We start from the raw sequence: 18,520 nt of genomic DNA, 5'->3' as shown, positions 1-18,520 counted from the left end.
GGTCGCGCAGGTCGACCAGGAGGGCGACCGCCTCGTCGTAGCCCCGCGGCTGCTTGCTGCCAGCCAGGGTCTCGACCTTGGCCCACAGCTTGGGCTCACGCCCGGTCTGGCTGGCCAGGTACTTCTTCCGGGCCTTGGCCGCTTCCTGTTGGCGGCGGGCCTCTTCCTGGGCCTGCTCCTCGGCCTCTTGCCGCCGCCGCTCTTCGCCGTAGCGCTCGGCCGCCGCCAGCAGCTCGCCGGCCGTCCGGCGGCGGGGCGGGGCCTCGGGCCGGCCGCCAGAGCGCGCCGCAAGAAACCGTTGGCGCAGGACGGCAGCGACGGTGTCGTCGTCGTCCAGGATCAGGGTGGCGAGGAGATCGTCTTTCTCGGGGCCGGGAAGCCCGGCCACCCAGGCGGCGACCTCCTGCCGCGCCAGGGTGGTGGGGGCAGGCCGCGCCGGGCTCGCCTGCGCCGCCACGGCCAGGAGATCCGGATCGATGCGCAAAAAGTCGGCCATGCTGGCCAAGGCGGCGCTGGGCTCGCCCAGTCCGGCTGGCACGGCCGGCTCTGCCTCGTCGTCGGCCAGCTCGCCCGCCTGCACCTGCAGAAGCCAGCCCAGATAGAGCGCCCGCAGGTCGCCGCGTGCCAGCTCGGCCCGCACGCCGACCATGGAGGCGAGGTCCGCTTCTTCCTCATCCCAACTGCCGCCTTCCTCCTCGGATCGGAAGGAGACGATGATCCGGCCACCGGTCTCCCGGCAGCGGACAGCATCCCCCCGGCAGAAGGAGGCCGCGACCTCCGGCGCCAGCAGCCGGGATGGCAGGCGCAGCTTGAGGATGCGCGTGCCCCAGTTGGCCAGGTAGCAGAAGGCGTCGAAATAGCGCGCCATCCAGTCGTCCGGGTCTCCCTTGAGATCGCCCCAGGAATACTCGTTCACAAAACTGGTCGGCGTGATGCGGGCACGGGTGGAGCGTGCCCGCAGCTCGGCCATCTCCGTTCCGGTCAGCGGCCGGTCGATGGCCAGAAATTCGTAGTACTGGTACTCGCTCATGGGTCTCTCTCCCGCGGTGGTGGCCGCCCGAAAAGCTCTGGTGGACAGGGTGGTACGGATGGCCCCGGCCAGGTCACACACCCGTCGCGGAGCAGAACAGCGGCGGCCGGGGCGTCTTCCGGGCGGGAAGCTGACGTGGCCGATGCCGGTGGAGGTGGGCTTGGCGAAGGGGACGCAGCGCTTCCTGGGCCAGAAAGCCACCTGCACCAGGGCGACGCCCCCGTGCTGGGGAAGATCAGCGGCTCGTGGACTCCGGTTGTGGCCGCCAGCCCGCCAGGGCCTCGGCCAGCAGGCCCGGTGGCACCTCTTTGACGAAGCGGCCCGCCTCGTCCACGTACATCCGTCAGCCCAGGCCTCAGTCCGTGCGCTCCCGGGCCGCCGGCTCGACATCGACGCCGTTGACCCGGATGCTGGGGGAGCCGAGAAAGCGTGCCTGCCTGGCCTCCTCCACCGAGGCGATGCACCGCTCCCGGATGGCAACGGCGTCGGGGAGCCCGGCGGCCAGCTCGCGGATCAGCGCCATGACCCCATCCCGGGATCCGCAGCCCGGGCTGAACAGGGCCTCGATCACCACCCGCTGGCGGCTCATGCTCCGTCCCCTGGTCCGGCCGGCGAGTCTTTTCGGCACAGCAGAGCCCGGTCGATGCCCGGAAGCCGGCAAGGATCGGCCATGGCCTTGAGGGCCTTGATGAGGGTGCGCATGCCCGAGACGTTAGTCAGAAAATTGACGTATGACAATACAAGAAGATCTGGGGCGGGCGGATCGGGCGGGTGCGGGGCTGCCCCCGGGACCGGCCGGGTGCACCCTGTTTGACCGGAGGCCGGTACCCGGGTCCTCGATAGAAAAACGCTCCTGTTTCCAATGGATTCCGTGAAGATGGTGGCATGGTGCTGGCTATGGGTCGTTCTCCACCCGTCTTTTTTCGACTTGACACCCGAAAACGGATATATGCAAATAGGAAACACGACAAGGTCGGTCTGGAATCCGGGACGCGACCCGCCCACGGGAAGATTGTGCCTGTCTCGGTGGCGCTGGCGCCGGTGCCGAGCGTCCCGGGCGCAGGCCGACGCCGTGGAATGGCAAAAAAACTGGGGGGAGGGCTGCCCATCCCATCGGTTGGGATGGGCGCTCCCGCCTCGCAGTCGGTTACCGCCTTTGGGCGGAAGGAATGCCGTGCCTGACTGGCTCTTCAAAAGACGGTGGCGGATCTTTCTCGCCGGGACGCTCCTGGTGGCGGTGCCGCTCATCTGCCTGGCGGTCCTGGTGTCGGTGCTCGTTGGCCGCACCATGGAGGGGGAGATCCGGGCCGCAGGCCAGGCGCTGGCCAGGCTGGGCGCCCTGGCCGTTGGCGAGCGGCTGTCCGGCACCATCGCCTTCGCCGAGGCACATGCCGCCCGGCCCAGTCTGCCGGCCGCGGTGCAGCAACGCGCCAAGGAGGAGATGGATCGGCATCTGCGGATTCTCGTGGACAGCGCCGGCGATCTGGAGCGGGCCTTCATCACCAACCCCCAGGGCGTCCAACTGGCCAACTATCCCGAGACCCCGGAAACCCTGGGCCGAGACTTCTCGGACCGGGACTGGTACCGGGGGGTGGCGAAGGGCTGGACGCCCCATGTTTCCGAGCTGTACCAGAGGGCCGCGCCGCCCCAGCGGCTGCTCTTCGCTGTTGCCGTGCCCATCCAGACGGAAGGCGAGACGGTTGGCATCCTGGTGCTGCAGCCGGCGGCCGGCTACCTGACCGGGCTCGTTGACCGCTTCCGGGCCGGCGACCTGGGCGCCCAGGCCTTTCTGGTGGATGGCAAGGGCGACCTGGTCTTCCACTCCCAGCGCCGCCTCGACCGTCTCGTCCCCCTGGCGGATCATCCGGCGGTGGTGCTGGTCCGCCAGGGCCGGGCCGGCGTGGTGGAGACGGCCTCCTCCCTGGATGGCACCCCGGCCAGCGCCGCCTTTCACCCGGTGGCCGTCAGCGGCTGGGGCCTGGTGGTCGAAAAGCCCCTCCGGGTGGTCTGGGCGCCGGTGCGGCGGATCAGCGGCTGGATTGCCGGTCTCACCGCCTGCATTCTCCTGGTCAGCGGCGGGCTGGCCTTGCAATGGGCCCGGCTGCTGGCCGCAGCCAAGCGATCGGAGACCGACCTGCGGAAGGCCGAAAGATGCCTGCAGGGGCTTTTGTCCGGGATGGAGCAGACGGTTCAGGAACGGACCCGTGAGCTGCGGATCCTGGCGGAATCCAGCTCAGGGCTCGTCCGGCTGCCCATCTCCGGGGACCTCTTCCAGGCGATCTGCGAGGTGGCGGTCCGGGTCTTCGATCTGCGGCTCGCCTGGCTTGACCTCATGGACGTCCCCGGGCAGCGGGAGACGGCTTTGGGGTGCCCGGTTGCCCTGGCGGGGCCGGAGGCTGAAGCCCCGGCTGCGACCCGGCTTGCCCGGGAACAGGCAGCCGATGCCGGCGGCCTGTCCGCCGCGGCCATCAGGACCGGGAAGGCGCAGGTGCACAACGAGCCACCGGCCGGCGGCCAGGATCAGGCCCGAAGCGAGGCCCTGGCGGCCCTGGGCTGCGGGTCGGTTCTCGCCCTGCCGCTGGTGGCCTCGGACGGCCAGCCGGTGGGGAGCCTCAACCTCGGCCATGAGCGGCCCGGCTTCTTCGTCCCTGACCGGCTGGAGCTGCCGCACGTCCTGGGCAGCTATGCCAGTGCCCTCATCGAGAACCGTTGGCTCATCGAGGGACTCGATCGCCGGGTCCAGGAACGGACCCAGGAAGCCCTGGCCGCCAAGGAGGCGGCCGAGGCGGCCAGTCAGGCCAAGTCCGTCTTTCTGGCCAACATGAGCCACGAGATCCGCACGCCCATGAACTCGGTCATCGGGCTCAGCTACCTGGCCCTGCAGACCGCGCTGACCCCCCAGCAGCACGACTACCTGGAGAAGATCCACAGCTCGGCCCGGGGCCTTTTGGGCATCATCAACGACATTCTCGACATCTCCAAGCTCGAGGCGGCAAGGGTGGAGCTGGAGAGCGTGGACTTCCTTCTGGACGAGCTGCTGGACGAGGTGGCCTCCATGGCGGCCGAGAAGATCAACGGCCGGCCTGTCGAGCTCCTGGTGCAGGAGGATGAGGCCATCCCGCCGAAGCTCCGGGGCGATCCCCTCCGGCTGGGCCAGGTGCTCAGCAACCTGCTGACCAACGCCGTCCGGTTCACCGACCAGGGCGAGGTCGTGCTTTCAGTGCGGCTGGTGGGCCCGGCGACGGATGCCGTCACCCTGCGCTTCTCGGTGCGGGATACCGGCATCGGCATGAGCCGGGAGCACCTCGAGCGACTGTTCGAGCCCTTCAGCCAGGCGGATGTCTCCACCACCCGCAAGTACGGCGGCACCGGCCTGGGGCTGGCCATCTGCAAGCGGCTGGTGACGATGATGGCGGGCGAGCTGGCAGTGGCGAGCGAGCTGGGCCAGGGCAGCACCTTCAGCTTTGTGGTCACCCTCGGCCGGGGCCGCGAGACAGCCGACCAGCCCCTGCCCCTCCGCCTGTCCACCGACCTCCGGGGCACGAAGGTCCTGGTCATCGCCTCCGCCGTCGGCGTCCGCCGCCAGGTCGAGGCCTTTCTGCGCTCGTTTGGCTTCGTGCCGGCGGTGGTCGATTCCTGCCGGGAGGCCTTGACGCGGATGCAGCAGGCTGGGGCGGATCGCGCCCCCTTCGAGCTCCTGCTGGTGGACTGGCGGCTGCCCCAGCGCAACGGCCTGGCCACCGTCAAGCGCCTGCGGGAGGATCCGCGCTTCCGGCTGATCCCGATCCTCTTTCTGGGCTACGAGGCGGAAGGGGCCGGGCTGGCCCGCCAGACCGCCACCGAGCTGGGGGCGGGCTTTCTGGCCAAGCCCATCAGCCGCTCCCGGCTCTTCGACGCCATCATGGGGCTCTTCGGCCTGGCTCGGGACACCGGAAGTGGCCAGCGGGGCACGGAGCAGGCCCCGGCCGTGGGCCTGGCCGCCATCCGGGGGGCACGGATCCTGCTCGTGGAGGACAACGAGATCAACCAGCAGGTGGCCGGCGAGCTCCTGGGCCAGGTCGGCCTGGTGGTGGCGGTGGCCGGCAACGGCCGGGAGGCGGTGGACGCGGTCCGAGAAGAGGCCTTCGACCTGGTGCTCATGGACATCCAGATGCCGGAGATGGATGGCCTGGCCGCCAGCCGCGCCATCCGCTCCCTGGCCGGGCCAGTCAAGGATCTGCCCATCGTGGCCATGACCGCCCACGCCATGGCCGGCGACCGGGAGAAATCCCTGGCCGCGGGCATGAATGACCATGTCACCAAGCCCATCGATCCCGATGAGCTGTACCGGGTGCTGGCGCGCTGGATCCGACCGGGCCACCGGCCGGTGATGCAAAGCGAGACCCGGGTCAAGAAGGACGATGTGCTGTTGCCGGAATCCCTGCCCGGGATCAGGATCGCCGATGGCCTGAAGCGGATGGCCGGCAACCGGGCGCTGTACACCAACATCCTCGGCAGGTTCCTCGAAGACAACCGGGACCTGGCCGACCGGATGCGGGCAGCCCTGGCTGCAGGGGATGTGGAGCAGCTGCGGCAGTTGGCCCATGCCGTCCGCGGGGTGGCGGGCAATATCGGGGCCAGCGTGGTGGAGGAGGCAGCGGCCGCCCTGGAGCAGGGGATCCGGAACGGTCGCACCGAGGCCCTCGCCACCGGCCTGGCTGCCCTGACCGCCGCCCTGTCCAGCGTCCTCGAAGGTCTGGCGACCTTTGTCGCCGCCGCGGCTGCCGGCAAGCCAGAGGCGGAACGACCCGCCGGTGATCCGGGCCTTCTGGCGTCCCTGTTGGCGGAGCTGGCGCCACACCTGCGGCAGCGCCGGCCCCGGGAAAGCAAGGGTCTGGCGCAGGAGCTGCGGCGCTACGCCTGGCCCGAGGGTCACGCCGCCGCCGTGCAGGAGCTGGCCTCCCTGGCGGAGCGCTACCGGTTCCGGGAGGCGGAAAGGCTGCTCGGACAGATCCGGCACGCTGTCCTGGGTGACTGATCAACCTTCATCGCGGGTGCGAGGAAAGTCATGGCTGACAAGGCGCGGGAAGCGGTCATGCTTGTGGACGACGTGGAAGCCAATATCGACCTTCTGACCGATGTCCTGGGCGACGACTACCAGGTCTTCGCGGCCCTGGACGGGGAGACGGCCCTGGAGGACATCGCCAACGGCCCGCCGGACCTGATCCTGCTCGACATCATGATGCCGGGCCTGAATGGCTACGAGGTCTGCCGGCGACTGAAGGCGAATCCCCGGACCCGGGACATTCCGGTGATCTTCCTGTCTGCCCTCACCGGCGAAGACGATGAGGTCGCCGGCCTGAAGCTGGGAGCGGTGGACTACATTGCCAAGCCGTTCACGCCGGCTCTGGTACGGGCCCGGGTCCGCAATCACCTGGAGTTGAAGAAGCACCGGGACGGGCTGGCGGAGCTGGTCCGGGCACGGACCAGGGAGCTGGCTATCACCAAGGAGGTCACCATCGATGGCCTGGCAGCCCTGGCGGAATACCGGGATCCGGAGACCGGCGGCCACATCCAGCGGACGAAATACTATGTCCGGCTGCTGGCCGAGGCCTTGCGGCGGCAGCCACGGTTTCAGAAGGCGCTCGACGAGGAGTCCCTGGAGCTGCTCTACAAGTCAGCCCCCCTGCACGACATCGGCAAGGTGGGGGTGCCGGATCACATCCTGTTCAAGCCCGGGCCGTTGAGCGCCGAAGAGTTTACCGCCATGCAGAAGCACGCCGAATACGGCGCCAACGCCATCCGCCGCACCGAGGAGAAGCTGCCGGCCGACTCGTTTCTGGCCTTTGCCCGGCAGATCGCCCAGACCCACCACGAGCGGTGGGACGGCACCGGCTACCCGGGCGGGCTCAGGGGCGATGCCATCCCTTTGGGCGGCCGGCTGATGGCCCTGGCCGACGTCTACGACGCCCTGATCAGCCGGCGGGTGTACAAGGCTCCCTTGTCGCACCGCCGGGCGGTGGAGATCATCATCCAGGGCGACGGCCGCACCAGGCCCAGCCATTTCGATCCGGAGGTCTTGGCCGTCTTTGCCGAGCAGGAGGCGATGTTCCGCCAGATCGCCTTCGAGCACGCCGACTCCCAGGAGGAAAGAGAGACTCTTGGCTGCTGAGGGGGCGACTCGGCCAGCGGAGGAGTGCGCCATGGACAGAAAGACGATTCTCATCATCGATGACGAGACCAGCTCCATCGACCTCCTGAGCCATGCCCTGGGGCAGGAGTACGAGTGTGCCGGCGCCCTGGACGGTGAAACAGCGCTGGCCGATATCGCCGCCCAGCCACCAGACCTCATCCTGCTCGATATCATGATGCCTGGGATGAACGGCTACGAGATCTGCCGGCGACTGAAGGCAGACCCCCAGAGCCGCGACATCCCGGTGATCTTCGTCACCGCCCGCGGCGAGGTGGACGACGAGGCGCAAGGCTTCGCCCTCGGGGCTGCGGACTACATCACCAAGCCCTTCAAGCTGCCCATCATCCGGGCCCGGGTTCGCACCCATCTCGAGATCAAGGCCCAGCGGGATCAGCTGCGGGCCAGCATCTCCCTCATGGAGCACGAGACGGAGATCCTCCGCCAGAAGGCCGAGCTGGGCATCCAGGCCGGCTGTCTGGCCCATGATCTCAACAACATCCTCACCCTGGCCCTGGGCGTGCGCTACCTCCCGGACCTCCTCCCGGACAGCGTGCCCGAGAAGGCCGCCGTAAGAGCCGAGGCCATGGAGATCCTGGGCAGTGTCCGGCTGGGCTGCGACATCTGCCGGGGCTACACCAGCTACCTGCGCCATGTTGACGAAACGGCGGTCCCCCAGTCGGTTCCCGAGCTGCTCCAGGCCCTGGACATGTATGCCCGGCGCTTCCGCGGCAAGGTGCACCGGGAGCTCCCCACCGGCCGGCTGCTCGTGCGCTGCAAGGGCCACCAGCTGCAACGGGTCTTCGTCAATCTCTTCGTCAACGCCATGGAAGCCCTGGAGAACCGGGCGGAGCCCGAGATCCGCATCCGGCTCTGGCAGGAGGGCCAGCGGGTCCTGGCGAGCATCAGCGACAACGGGCCCGGCATCCCCGCCGCCATCCTCCCCCGCATCTTCGAGGAGCGCTTCACGACCAAGCCGGAAGGCACGGGCCTTGGCCTCTTCCTGGTCAAGCAGATCGTCGGCGCCCACAACGGCACCGTCCAGGTGCAATCCGTGCCTGGCAGCGGCACGACCTTCACCCTGTCCTTCCCGGCGCTGGCCGAGGAATAGGCCCTGGTCCTGCGCTTCCTGCTGCCGGCCCGGCCTGGTTGACTTTTCGCTTCCCATTGACTAAGGTTGCCGGTCGGCTCGGCTGCCGGGATCGACCCTGGCCGGCCGGGCAAAAAACGGCAAGACGCGGTGTTCCGCGATGGGGGGAAGAGACCATGGCCAGTGTGGTGGTGGTGGGCACCCAATGGGGTGACGAAGGCAAAGGCAAGATCGTCGATCTGTTGTCCCACCATGCGGACTACATCGTTCGCTTCCAGGGCGGCAACAACGCCGGCCACACCCTGGTGGTGGAAGGCAAGCAGTTCATCTTCCATCTCATCCCCTCGGGCATCCTGTACGAAGACAAGAAGTGCCTGATCGGCAACGGCGTCGTTCTTGATCCGGCGGTGCTGCTAGGGGAGATCGAAGGCCTGGCGGCCAGTGGCATCCAGGTGACGCCGCGCCGGCTGGGGATCAGCGAGCGCACCCACCTGATCATGCCGTACCACAAGGCCCTGGATCTGGCGGCGGAGGCCAAGGCCGGCGGCACCAGGATCGGCACCACCGGCCGGGGCATCGGGCCGTGCTATGCCGACAAGATCGCCCGCAAGGGCATCAAGGTGGGGGATCTTCTCGATCCGGAGCTGTGCCGCCAGAAGCTTTCGGAAGTGGTGGAGGAGAAGAACTTCCTCCTCACCCGGCTCTACAACGCCGAGCCGGTGGATGCGGAGGCCATCTACGCCCAGTACGCGGCCTTTGGCGAGCGGCTGGCGCCGTACGTCACCAACGTCTCGCTGGAGCTGGCTGGCGCCCGGCGCCAGGGCCGGCATATCCTCTTCGAAGGCGCCCAGGGCACCCAGCTCGACATCGACCACGGCACCTACCCCTTTGTCACCTCCTCCAACACCGTGGCTGGGGGTGCCTGCACCGGCGCCGGCTTCGGCCCCACCGGCATCGATGCCGTGCTGGGCATTTGCAAGGCCTACACCACCCGGGTCGGCGCCGGCCCCTTCCCCAGCGAGCTCCATGATGCCACCGGTGACCGGCTGCAGAGCCGCGGGGGCGAATTCGGCGCCACCACCGGTCGCCGCCGGCGCTGCGGCTGGCTGGACGCGGTGGTGGTGAACGAGGCGGTGCGCCTCAATGGCGTCACTGGCCTCGCCATCACCAAGCTGGATGTGCTCTCGGGGGAGGACTTCTTGCAGGTGGGAACCAGCTACCAGGAGGACGGCCGCTTCTTCACGGCCATGCCGGGGAACATCCGCACCGTGGCCCGGCTGCAGCCTGTCTATGAGGAACTGGCCGGCTGGCGGGAGGAGATCGGCGGCTTGCGCCAGCTCGCCGCCCTGCCCCAGGCAGCCCGGGACTATCTGCAGCGCATCGAGGAGCTGACCGGCGTGCCGGTCTGGATCGTCTCGGTGGGGCCGGCCCGGGATGCGACCCTGGTGCTGCGCAACCCCTTTGCCGCCTGACGAACTGCAGAATGTCCAACAAGGAATTTCGAAGGTCGAAGGGACCGGTTGTTGACGTTTCGGATCAGTTCTGCCGGTCTCTTCTGCAGTTGGACCTTCCTTGATCGACATTCGATAATCGCTGTTGGACGAACTAGCGGGGCAGGCTGCGGGCGCCGGCCAGGACGTCGGCCATGTCCGAGGCGATGGTCAGGGCCAGATTGGGCATGGCGGGGTAGGCGTCCACCGGCGAGCGGTCAGGACCGAAGACCGCCTCCTTGAGCCGCGCCGGGTAGCCGTCATCCTGGAATGGCAGGGGCTGCGCCATGGCCTCGCTCAGGAGCCACACTGTCTCGCCGCTTCCCACGCTCACCAGCCGTACCGCCAGCTCCAGCTGGCTGCCCCCCAGGGCACTGCCCGTGACACAGGAGCTGATTCTCCCCACCAGCACCAGGTCCAGCCCCTGGCCGGCGGCCAGGGCCCGGGCCTCGGCGATCCCGGCCACCGGCTCGGCCAGGCGGCTCACCTGCCGGAAGGTGCGCTTGCCCAGGAGGACCTCCCGGAAGGTCTCGGCGACCCCTGCCCCCTTGGCAGGATCCATGCCGGCGGGGACCAGAAAGGGCGGTACGCCGACACTGGCGGTCCGGTAATCGGCATCCAGGGGGTGGATGAGCACCACCGGCGAGCCCTTGGCCAGGGGGCGGGCCAGCCGGCTGTCCCGGCCGGCCCAGGAGCAGCCGGCCAGGCAGCTGCTGATGACCAAAAGCCCCAGGGCCAGGCCGGTGATCGACCGCCGGCGCCACGTGGTGCCTGTGCGCTGGTCACTCATAGGCGGACAGCTCCCCGCCCGCCAGGCCGCGGGCGCTGGCCAGGAGGGCATTGATGGCCTCGCTGCGCTGGATCTCCATGCCGGCCACCGCCAGCACATCCTGGCTGCCGGCATCCAGCAGCCGGGCGTTGACGATCACCGATCCCGGGGTCAGGGCGTAGGTGCCGGCCAGGATCGCCGACGCCTGGTGGCTTTCGGCCAGGAGCGCGGTGTCTCGGGTCAAGGTCAGCTCGCCGGTCCGGTCCTTGACCAGGAGCTCGCTGGATTTGCGCACCTCCACCACCTTGAAGCCCCGGTGGAAGAGCCGGGTAGCCACCGACTCGGTGAGGGCCCGGCCGAAGCGGGAGCTTACGTACAGGTCATCGATGTCCACGAAGGTGGTCAGGACCAGGCGGCAGCCCTGGCCCTGGCTGCCCAGGCTGCCGGCCAGCTGGCCGGCCAGGTCTTCGCCGATGCCGAAAAAGTCGGGGCTGGCCACCGACACCGTGCCCCCCAGCCGCTGATCCGGCCCGAACAGGCAGCCGCCCAGCCAAAGCAGCAGGGCCGCCAGCGCGAGCCCGCTCCCGATCCGTGATCCCTGTGGCGTCATGATGCTTCCCTCGCAGCTCGGGCGCGACCGTGCGGCGGCGCTGCGCCTCCCATCAAGGGGTGACTGCAGGCACCGGCAGGGCCCGCACCCGCACCGCCGCCGCCTGGCCTGCCGGCACCCCTTCGTCGGCCAGCAGCGCCCGCACCACCTCGTTCTGGCGGAAGACCATGGTGACGCTGGCCAGGAGCATGGCGTCGGTGTTGCGCAGCATGCGCGCGTTGAGAAAGACCTCGTCGCCGGCGCAGGTGTAGGTGCCCACTACCGTGCCCTGGGCCGGGTGGACGAAGCTCAGCTCGTCCATGTCCCGGGACAGGCCATACTCACCGAAGCCCTCCTGGACCATGAGCCCGGGGGTCTTGCGCACGTCCAGGACATTGAGTCCCGCCCGCTGCAGCTCACCTGCCAGCTGCTCCCCGAGATAGCGGCCGAAGGCCGACGTGCGGTAGAGGTGGTTGAGGTTGACAAAGGTGACCACCGACAGGGTGGAGCTGTCCGCCTGTCCCTGGCGGAGCTGGCGCACCAGTTCCCCGGCCATGAGCCGCACGTGGCTGTCCAGGGCCACGCCGGGGGAGCGGATCGGCTCCGGCGCCGGGCTTCCGACCAGACTGGCGACGCCGCCGCTGAGCCAGGACCAGTCCTGCCACCAGGCAGGCGATGCCGGCGGGGTGAAGACGCGGCCCGTGCGGTAGACGTAGTCGGCCGGCACCTGGTGCGGATGGTTGAAGGCCCACAGCCGGTAGGGGTGGGGGGGGTCCGGCTCTCCGGCCCGGCCTGGGACCGGACCCAGGAGGACGGCGACCAGGACGGCGGCAGCCACAACAAGGGACTGGGACACGGCAGCCCTCCTTTTTCGCGGCGCGGCAGTTCCCCGGCCAGGGCCTGCCGCGGCCGGGTCACGGATTGAAGCTCAGCTCCGGGTAGTCGGTGGCCACACTGCGCCAGGGGGCGCCAAAGGCCCGGGCGAAGGGATCGGCCTCGCCGGAGGAGCCTTCCGAGGCGTCGGGATAGATGACCGGGCGCCGCCCGCCCCCGAGCAGGGGGGAATCCAGCCGCAGGTCCACGCTCGCCACCGGGGTCTGCACGCCGGCCGCGCAGCCGCTCATGAGGACCATCATCAGCATTGCCGAAAAGGTGCGCATCGTACCCTCCTGCCTGTGCTCCTCGTTGGCCGCCGGAGTTGTGGCCATCCCCGGCAGGGGGCGTCGGAGAAGCCGACACCCGCCGGCGCGGCGGGGCCGACCGGGCAGCTTTTGCCCGGCGGCCGCTTTTGCCCGGACAGAGCGCCCAGCCGGCGCCTCCTGCTGCCGCCGCCGGGGCGGCCGCCTTGGCCGGCCAGCCCTGCGGCGGACTGCTGCGAAGAAGATCTTGCATGTTTCGTACCACTCCAGCGCCGCACCCCTTGCCCGACAACGGCCAGCAGAAAAAAAGGTTTACCCGCACGGCGCAGCTCAGTATATTATTGGTTTTTTCGCAAACGGTCCCATATCCGAGAGGTGGCAGACGATGGCGCGGATCACGGTGGAAGACTGTCTTGAGAAGGTGGGCGAGGGAAGCCGGTTCGCCCTTGTTCATCTGGCGGTCAGTCGGGTCAAGCAGTTCCGCATCGGCAAGCCGGGGCTCATCCCCGAACGGAACAAGGAGATCGTCAATGCCCTGCGGGAGATCGCCGCCGGCGCCGTGACCTTCCAGAACATCGCCGACCTGAGGCAGATGCCGACCCCGGAGGAGCTGGCGCCGCCGGCCGCCCCGGTTCAGGACGAGTCCGAAGAGGCCGAGGAGACCGAATCGGCTGCCTAGGGCTTGGGATACCCATCATGAAGAAGCGGGACTATTACGACATCCTGGGCGTCTCCCGATCCGCCTCTGTGGAGGAGATCAAGAAGGCGTACCGGAAGCTGGCCATGCAGTACCACCCGGATCGCAACCCCGGCGAACGGGAGGCCGAGGAGCGCTTCAAGGAGGCGGCTGAGGCCTACGAGGTGCTGGGGGACCTGGAAAAACGCAAGATCTACGACCGCTATGGCCATGAGGGCCTGCAGAGCAGCGGCTATTCCGGCCCCGGCAACTTCGACGACATCTTCCACAGCTTTGGCGACATCTTCGAAGATCTCTTCGGCTTTGGCCTGGGTGGCGGCCGTGCCGAACGGCGGGGCGGGCCAGTGCCTGGCGCCGATCTCCGCTACGATCTGGCCATCAGCTTTCAGGATGCCGCCAAGGGGGCGGAAAAGGAGATCCAGATCAACAAGCGGGACACCTGCTGGACCTGCGAGGGCACCGGCCGCCGGCCCGGCACCGGTGTCAAGACCTGCCCCTCCTGCCAGGGCCGCGGTCAGGTGGTCCGCGCCCAGGGCTTCTTCCGGGTAAGCACCACCTGCAGCCGCTGCCAGGGCGAAGGCCAGATCGTCACCGACCCTTGCGAGGACTGCCAGGGCCATGGTCTGGTCCAGGCCACCAAGAAGGTGGCCCTGAAGATCCCGGCCGGGGTGGATACCGGGGCCCGGATGCGCCTGCGGGGACTGGGCGAAGGAGGCCGCCGGGGCGGCCAGCCCGGGGACCTCTACGTGGTTATCCATGTGGAGCCCCACGAGCTCTTCCATCGCCGGGGCGACGATCTGGTCTGCCAGTTGACGGTATCCATGGTGGACGCCGCCCTGGGCGGCACACTGGAGCTCCCCACCATCGACGGCGCCAAGCCTGTCACCATCCCCCGCGGCACCCAGCCCGGCGATGTGCTGACCCTGAAGGGGGAAGGCATGCCGATCTTGAACGGCTACGGCCGGGGGGACCTGTTCGTGGAGGTGAAGGTGGTGATCCCCACCGGTCTGTCCCGGGAACAGGAGGAGCTGCTCCGGCAGTTTGCCGCCCTTTCGGCGAGCCGGGAGCCAGCCGAGGAGGAGGGCGGCTTTCTGAAGAAGCTGTTCGGCAAGTAGGCCATGGACGACGACCCGTTGGCACGGCTCAGCCATTTCGACCCCTCCGGCCAGGCCCGGATGGTGGACGTGGGCGGCAAGCTGCCCACCGTGCGGGAGGCCGTGGCAGCCGGCACGGTCACCATGAGCCCCGAGGCCTTCGCCCTGCTGGCCAGCGGCCAGATCGGCAAGGGCGACGTGCTGGGCGTGGCCCGCCTGGCCGGCATCATGGCGGCCAAGCGGGTGGATACCCTCATCCCCCTTGCCCACACCGTGCCCCTGACCAGCGTCGGCATCCGCTTCGCCCTGGACGAGGCCAAAAGCCAGGTGCAGATCGAGGCCAGTGCCCGGGCCGAGGGCCGCACCGGCGTGGAAATGGAGGCCTTGACCGCCGTGTCGGTGGCAGCGCTGACGATCTACGATATGTGCAAGGCCGCGGACCGGTCCATGGTCATCGACCAGCTGCGGCTGGTGCGCAAGACAGGAGGCAAGAGCGGCACCTACACGCGACCGGCATGACCGGCCGCCGGGCGCCGCCTGGAAAAAGGCTCTGAAACGTGGTATGGACAGGCAGCCATACCATCGGCATCCCAACGGACCCTTCAGGACAGACCCCCATGAACAAGGAAGAGCTGGCCTATTTCGAGAAGAAGCTCAAGGATATGATGAGCGAGCTCCTGAGCGAGGCCGAAAAGACCTTGAACGACATGACCGGCACCAACACCAACTATCCGGACCCCACGGATCGGGCCGCGGTGGAGTCGGACCGCAACTTCGAGCTGCGGATCCGCGACCGGGAGCGCCGACTTCTGGGCAAGATCCAGGAGGCCCTGGGGCGGATCGAGGACGGCTCCTACGGCATCTGCGAAGAGTGCGGGGAAGACATCTCCGCCCAGCGCATGGAAGCGCGGCCGGTGACGACCCTGTGCATCGACTGCAAGACTCGCCAAGAGCAGCACGAGAAGGCACAGGGCCGCTAGGGCCCCCAAGCCGGGGCTGATCGGAGCCGGCCTGCTCGTGGCCCTGGCCGATCAGGTCTCCGAAGGAGCGCGCACGACCCTATGCCTGAGCTGCGCAAGGACCCCATCCTCGGCCGCTGGATCATCATCTCCCGGGAGCGGGGGAAGAGGCCCACGGATTTCATTGTCGAGAAGGACGTGGTGCGGGGCGGCTTTTGCCCCTTGTGCCCCGGGAACGAGAACACCACTCCCCCCGAGGTGCTCGCCTACGGGCGGACCCATCCGGCCCCCAACGCCCCGGGCTGGAGCCTGCGGGTGGTGCCCAACAAGTATCCGGCCCTGGTTATCGAGGGTGACCTGGACAAGGAGGGCGAAGGTCCCTACGACAAGATGAACGGCATCGGCGCCCACGAGGTCTTGGTGGAGTCGCCCAACCACAACGAGTCCTTCGCGGAGATGCCACCGGAACGGCTGGTGGCGGTGTTCTGGGCCTACCGGGACCGGCTGGTGGACCTGGCCAAGGATCCCCGCTTCCGGTATGTGATGGTGTTCAAGAACTACGGCCGGGCGGCGGGCGCCTCCCTGGAGCACTCCCATTCCCAGCTCATCGCCCTGCCGATCCTGCCGCGGATGATCGTCTCCGAGCTGGAAGGCAGCCTGTCCTACTTCCGCTACAAGGACCGTTGCCTGTTCTGCGACATCATCCGCCACGAGCTGAGCCAGGACCTGCGCCTGGTCTGCCAGAACGAGCACTTCGTCACCATCACCCCGTACGCGCCCCGCTCCCCCTTCGAGATGTGGATTCTGCCCAAGAAGCACGCCTCCTGCTTTGCTTCCATGGGCGACGCCCTGTTCGACGCCCTCGCCCGCCTGTTCTCCGAAACCATGCGGCGACTCGATGTCTGCATCCCGAAGGTCCCTTACAACTTCGTCCTGCACACCGCGCCGTTGCGAAGCCCGCGCCTGGAGCACTTCCATTGGCATTTCGAAATCATGCCCAAGCTGACCATGGTCGCCGGCTTCGAGTGGGGATCCGGATTCTACATCAACCCGACGCCGCCTGAGGAGGCGGCCAGCTACCTCAAGGAGGTGGCCCTGTGAGCGGTAAGCAGAAGAAGATCCTGTTGGTGGACGACGAGGAGAGCATCCATCTTCTCTACAAGGAAGAACTGGAAGATGAGGGCTACGAGGTGCACTCCGCCCTGTCCGGCGACGAGGCCCTGCGCAAATACAACATTGTGCTCCCGGATCTGGTGGTGCTGGACATCAACATGCCGGGCATGAACGGCATCGAGGTCCTGCGACGGCTCAAGGAGATCAAGCCGACCCTGCCGGTGATCCTCTCCTCGGCCTACAACGAGTACAAGCAGGATCTGGGCTCCTGGGCGTCCGACGACTACCTGGTCAAGTCCTCCAACCTGGACGAGCTGAAGCGGGCCATCAAGCAGCACCTGCCCTGATGCCCCTGCCCCGGCGCCCCTGCCCTTCCCCGACGACAGGCGCTGGCCCGGCTCGCCATGAAGGACGTCCAAAGCCAGGCGGATCACCGCTGCATCGCCATCCACAAGGTGGGGGTCAAGGACATCGTCTATCCCATCACCGTCCTTGACCGGGCCAACGCCGTCCAAGCCACCGTTGCCTCCTTCAACATGTACGTCAACCTGCCCCACCACTTCAAGGGCACCCATATGAGCCGGTTCGTGGAGATCCTCCACCGGTTCCGGGGCCGGGTGGAGCTGCCGGCGGTGCGCCTGATGCTCGACGAGACCCGGCGGCGCCTGCAGGCCGAGTCGGCCCATGTGGAGATCGCCTTTCCCTATTTTCTCCGCCGTCCGGACGGCCGCGGCAGCGAGGCCATCCGGGAGTACCAGTGCCGCATGCATGGCTCGGCAGGCGAGCGGGACGATCTGTCGTTGACGGTGGAGGTGCCCATCGCCGCCCCGACGCCGTCCGGCGGCGGCCGTGGCCTGCCGCGCTCGCTGGGACGCTGGGGCCAGGCCCTGGTCTCCTTGCGCTTCCGGCACTTCATCTGGCTGGAGGAGGTGATCGACCTGGTGGAGGCGGTCACCAGCCACGGCCTCACCTGGCCGGCCGCGTCCGGCGACCGGGAGGAGGGCCTGACCGTGGAGGGCCTGGCCCGGGCCCTGGCCAGCCGCCTGGCCCTCCACCCGGACATCGGCTCCGGCACCGTCGAGGTGGAGAACCTGGCCGCCGGCTACAGCACCTTCGCCGTGGTGCACTGGCCACAGGCGGAGTACGGACAACGCGATCATTCCTGACCGAGGTCATCATGGCCCCTGAGCTGTTTCTGGAGATAGGCACCGAGGAGATCCCGGCCGGTTTTCTGACCAGGGCTTGCGCGGACATGGAGCGAAGAATGGCCGAGCGGCTGGCGGCGCTGGGCCTGGGGCACGGCCCGATCCGGGCCACCGCCACCCCCCGGCGTCTGGTGCTGGCGGTAGCGGATCTGGCCGAGCACCAGGCGAGTCGCCGGGAGGAGGCCGTGGGCCCCCCGCGCCAGGCAGCCTTCGACGCCACCGGCCAGCCCACCAGGGCGGCCATCGGCTTCGCCCGCTCCCAGGGCGTGCCAGTGGACGCCTTGACGATCGTCACCACCCCGCGGGGCGAGTATGTGCAGGTGGTCAAGGATGTCCCGGGCGCCGCCACGGCCAGCCTGCTCCCTGGCCTGCTGCCGGCCTTCATCCAGGGCCTGCCCTTTCCCAAGTCCATGCGCTGGGGCAGCGGGTCGCTGGCCTTTGCCCGGCCCATCCGGTGGCTCGTCGCCCTGTACGATGGCCGCCTTGTGCCCTTCACCCTGGACGGCCTGGCGGCTGGCGACTCCACCTGCGGCCACCGGTTCATGGCCCCCCAGCCGCTGCTGGTGACCGGCAGCGACCACCACCGGCAGGTGCTCCGTGAGGCCCATGTGCTGGTGGACATGGCCGAGCGGCGGCAGCGGCTGCAAGACGAGATCGAAGAGGCGGCCGCGGCGGTGGGCGGCCGCCTGCTGCCGGATGAGGAGCTGGCGGCGACGGTGGCCAACCTCGTCGAGATCCCCTTTGCCGTGGCCGGCTCCTTTGACCCCAAGTTCCTGTCCCTGCCCCGCTCGGTGCTGGTCACCGCCATGCGGGAGCACCAGAAGTCCTTCGCCGTGGTGAGCCAGGCCGGGGATCTTTTGCCCTTCTTCGTGGCGGTGAACAACACCCGGGTCCGGGAGACGGCGGTCTCGGTGCAGGGCCACCAGCGGGTGCTGCGGGCCCGGCTCGAAGACGCCCTCTTCTTCTTCAACGAGGACCAGAAGCTGCCCCTGGCTGATCGGGTGCCTGGCCTGGCCGGGGTCATCTTCCAGGCCCGCCTGGGCACCATGCTGGAGAAGAGCCAGCGGCTGGTGCAGCTGGCGGGCTCCCTGGCCCAGGCCCTGGCGCCCGACCTGCGGCCGCAGGTCGAACGGGCCGCGCACCTGGCCAAGGCCGATCTGCTCACCGCCATGGTGG

18 protein-coding genes are annotated in these 18,520 nt (G+C 68.7%); 12 read left to right on the top strand and 6 right to left on the bottom strand.

What is annotated here, in order from left to right; genetic code table 11:
• A partial coding sequence (locus AB1634_13195) for a hypothetical protein (GenBank protein MEW6220473.1) occupies window positions 1-1,030 on the bottom strand: 1,030 nt, incomplete at its 3' end.
• 355 nt (window positions 1,031-1,385) lie between these two features.
• Window positions 1,386-1,619 (bottom strand): hypothetical protein, encoded by a 234-nt coding sequence (locus AB1634_13190; GenBank protein MEW6220472.1) that lies wholly within the window; start codon window positions 1,617-1,619, stop codon window positions 1,386-1,388.
• Between the two features lie 585 nt (window positions 1,620-2,204).
• On the opposite strand from AB1634_13190, the gene AB1634_13185 reads away from it, so the two are divergent.
• The 4 genes from AB1634_13185 (at window position 2,205) to AB1634_13170 (ending at window position 9,761) form a co-directional block, all read left to right on the top strand.
• A complete protein-coding gene (locus tag AB1634_13185) occupies window positions 2,205-6,047 on the top strand; it encodes a response regulator (GenBank protein ID MEW6220471.1) in 3,843 nt (1,280 codons plus the stop codon).
• A 30-nt stretch (window positions 6,048-6,077) separates the two neighbouring features.
• Entirely contained in the window at window positions 6,078-7,181 is a 1,104-nt protein-coding gene (locus AB1634_13180) for an HD domain-containing phosphohydrolase (protein MEW6220470.1), read from the top strand.
• A gap of 31 nt (window positions 7,182-7,212) precedes the next feature.
• Complete coding sequence (locus tag AB1634_13175) at window positions 7,213-8,310, top strand: response regulator (protein ID MEW6220469.1); 1,098 nt, start codon at window positions 7,213-7,215, stop codon at window positions 8,308-8,310.
• Between the two features lie 155 nt (window positions 8,311-8,465).
• Window positions 8,466-9,761, top strand: coding sequence for an adenylosuccinate synthase (locus tag AB1634_13170; protein MEW6220468.1), 1,296 nt, complete (start codon window positions 8,466-8,468; stop codon window positions 9,759-9,761).
• A gap of 133 nt (window positions 9,762-9,894) precedes the next feature.
• Here the strand turns inward: AB1634_13170 and AB1634_13165 are convergent, their stop codons facing one another.
• From AB1634_13165 to AB1634_13150, 4 genes are read right to left on the bottom strand one after another with little or no spacing between them, the layout of a single operon-like run.
• Window positions 9,895-10,569, bottom strand: a complete 675-nt coding sequence (locus tag AB1634_13165) for a hypothetical protein (GenBank protein MEW6220467.1) — start codon at window positions 10,567-10,569, stop codon at window positions 9,895-9,897.
• The gene (locus tag AB1634_13160) at window positions 10,562-11,158 is read right to left on the bottom strand and encodes a FlgO family outer membrane protein (GenBank protein MEW6220466.1); all 597 of its coding nucleotides are present in this window, start codon (window positions 11,156-11,158) and stop codon (window positions 10,562-10,564) included. The genes AB1634_13165 and AB1634_13160 overlap by 8 nt, the downstream gene beginning before the upstream one ends.
• Window positions 11,159-11,210: 52 nt before the next feature.
• Window positions 11,211-11,993 (bottom strand): FlgO family outer membrane protein, encoded by a 783-nt coding sequence (locus tag AB1634_13155; protein ID MEW6220465.1) that lies wholly within the window; start codon window positions 11,991-11,993, stop codon window positions 11,211-11,213.
• Window positions 11,994-12,051: 58 nt separating this feature from the next.
• Window positions 12,052-12,297, bottom strand: a complete 246-nt coding sequence (locus AB1634_13150) for a hypothetical protein (GenBank protein ID MEW6220464.1) — start codon at window positions 12,295-12,297, stop codon at window positions 12,052-12,054.
• 364 nt (window positions 12,298-12,661) lie between these two features.
• On the opposite strand from AB1634_13150, the gene rpoZ reads away from it, so the two are divergent.
• From rpoZ to glyS, 8 genes are all read left to right on the top strand, one after another.
• A complete protein-coding gene (gene rpoZ / locus AB1634_13145; protein MEW6220463.1) occupies window positions 12,662-12,955 on the top strand; it encodes a DNA-directed RNA polymerase subunit omega in 294 nt (97 codons plus the stop codon).
• A 17-nt stretch (window positions 12,956-12,972) separates the two neighbouring features.
• Entirely contained in the window at window positions 12,973-14,088 is a 1,116-nt protein-coding gene (gene dnaJ, locus AB1634_13140; protein MEW6220462.1) for a molecular chaperone DnaJ, read from the top strand.
• A 3-nt stretch (window positions 14,089-14,091) separates the two neighbouring features.
• Window positions 14,092-14,586 carry a cyclic pyranopterin monophosphate synthase MoaC gene (gene moaC / locus AB1634_13135; protein MEW6220461.1) on the top strand — a complete coding sequence of 165 codons (495 nt, stop codon included), beginning with the start codon at window positions 14,092-14,094 and terminating at the stop codon, window positions 14,584-14,586.
• A 98-nt stretch (window positions 14,587-14,684) separates the two neighbouring features.
• Complete coding sequence (gene dksA, locus AB1634_13130; GenBank protein ID MEW6220460.1) at window positions 14,685-15,047, top strand: RNA polymerase-binding protein DksA; 363 nt, start codon at window positions 14,685-14,687, stop codon at window positions 15,045-15,047.
• Between the two features lie 81 nt (window positions 15,048-15,128).
• Entirely contained in the window at window positions 15,129-16,127 is a 999-nt protein-coding gene (gene galT, locus AB1634_13125) for a galactose-1-phosphate uridylyltransferase (GenBank protein ID MEW6220459.1), read from the top strand.
• A complete protein-coding gene (locus AB1634_13120) occupies window positions 16,124-16,486 on the top strand; it encodes a response regulator (protein MEW6220458.1) in 363 nt (120 codons plus the stop codon). Before galT ends, AB1634_13120 begins: the two co-directional genes overlap by 4 nt.
• A 57-nt stretch (window positions 16,487-16,543) precedes the next feature.
• Complete coding sequence (locus tag AB1634_13115; protein ID MEW6220457.1) at window positions 16,544-17,305, top strand: GTP cyclohydrolase, FolE2/MptA family; 762 nt, start codon at window positions 16,544-16,546, stop codon at window positions 17,303-17,305.
• A gap of 11 nt (window positions 17,306-17,316) precedes the next feature.
• A partial coding sequence (gene glyS / locus AB1634_13110) for a glycine--tRNA ligase subunit beta (GenBank protein MEW6220456.1) occupies window positions 17,317-18,520 on the top strand: 1,204 nt, incomplete at its 3' end.

The sequence above is a fragment of the Thermodesulfobacteriota bacterium genome (assembly GCA_040755095.1).
Taxonomy (GTDB): Bacteria; Desulfobacterota; Desulfobulbia; order Desulfobulbales; family JBFMBH01; genus JBFMBH01.
Note: the sequence above shows the minus strand (reverse complement) of the source record. Positions and strands in the feature narration are given on the sequence as shown.

Coding starts and splice junctions, on each gene's coding strand:
- AB1634_13190 (MEW6220472.1), bottom strand. CDS start 1,619: ATGAGCCGCCAGCGGGTGGTGATCGAGGCCCTGTTCAGCCCGGGCTGC.
- AB1634_13180 (MEW6220470.1), top strand. CDS start 6,078: ATGGCTGACAAGGCGCGGGAAGCGGTCATGCTTGTGGACGACGTGGAA.
- AB1634_13175 (MEW6220469.1), top strand. CDS start 7,213: ATGGACAGAAAGACGATTCTCATCATCGATGACGAGACCAGCTCCATC.
- AB1634_13170 (MEW6220468.1), top strand. CDS start 8,466: ATGGCCAGTGTGGTGGTGGTGGGCACCCAATGGGGTGACGAAGGCAAA.
- AB1634_13165 (MEW6220467.1), bottom strand. CDS start 10,569: ATGAGTGACCAGCGCACAGGCACCACGTGGCGCCGGCGGTCGATCACC.
- AB1634_13160 (MEW6220466.1), bottom strand. CDS start 11,158: ATGACGCCACAGGGATCACGGATCGGGAGCGGGCTCGCGCTGGCGGCC.
- AB1634_13150 (MEW6220464.1), bottom strand. CDS start 12,297: ATGCGCACCTTTTCGGCAATGCTGATGATGGTCCTCATGAGCGGCTGC.
- rpoZ (MEW6220463.1), top strand. CDS start 12,662: ATGGCGCGGATCACGGTGGAAGACTGTCTTGAGAAGGTGGGCGAGGGA.
- dnaJ (MEW6220462.1), top strand. CDS start 12,973: ATGAAGAAGCGGGACTATTACGACATCCTGGGCGTCTCCCGATCCGCC.
- moaC (MEW6220461.1), top strand. CDS start 14,092: ATGGACGACGACCCGTTGGCACGGCTCAGCCATTTCGACCCCTCCGGC.
- dksA (MEW6220460.1), top strand. CDS start 14,685: ATGAACAAGGAAGAGCTGGCCTATTTCGAGAAGAAGCTCAAGGATATG.
- galT (MEW6220459.1), top strand. CDS start 15,129: ATGCCTGAGCTGCGCAAGGACCCCATCCTCGGCCGCTGGATCATCATC.
- AB1634_13115 (MEW6220457.1), top strand. CDS start 16,544: ATGAAGGACGTCCAAAGCCAGGCGGATCACCGCTGCATCGCCATCCAC.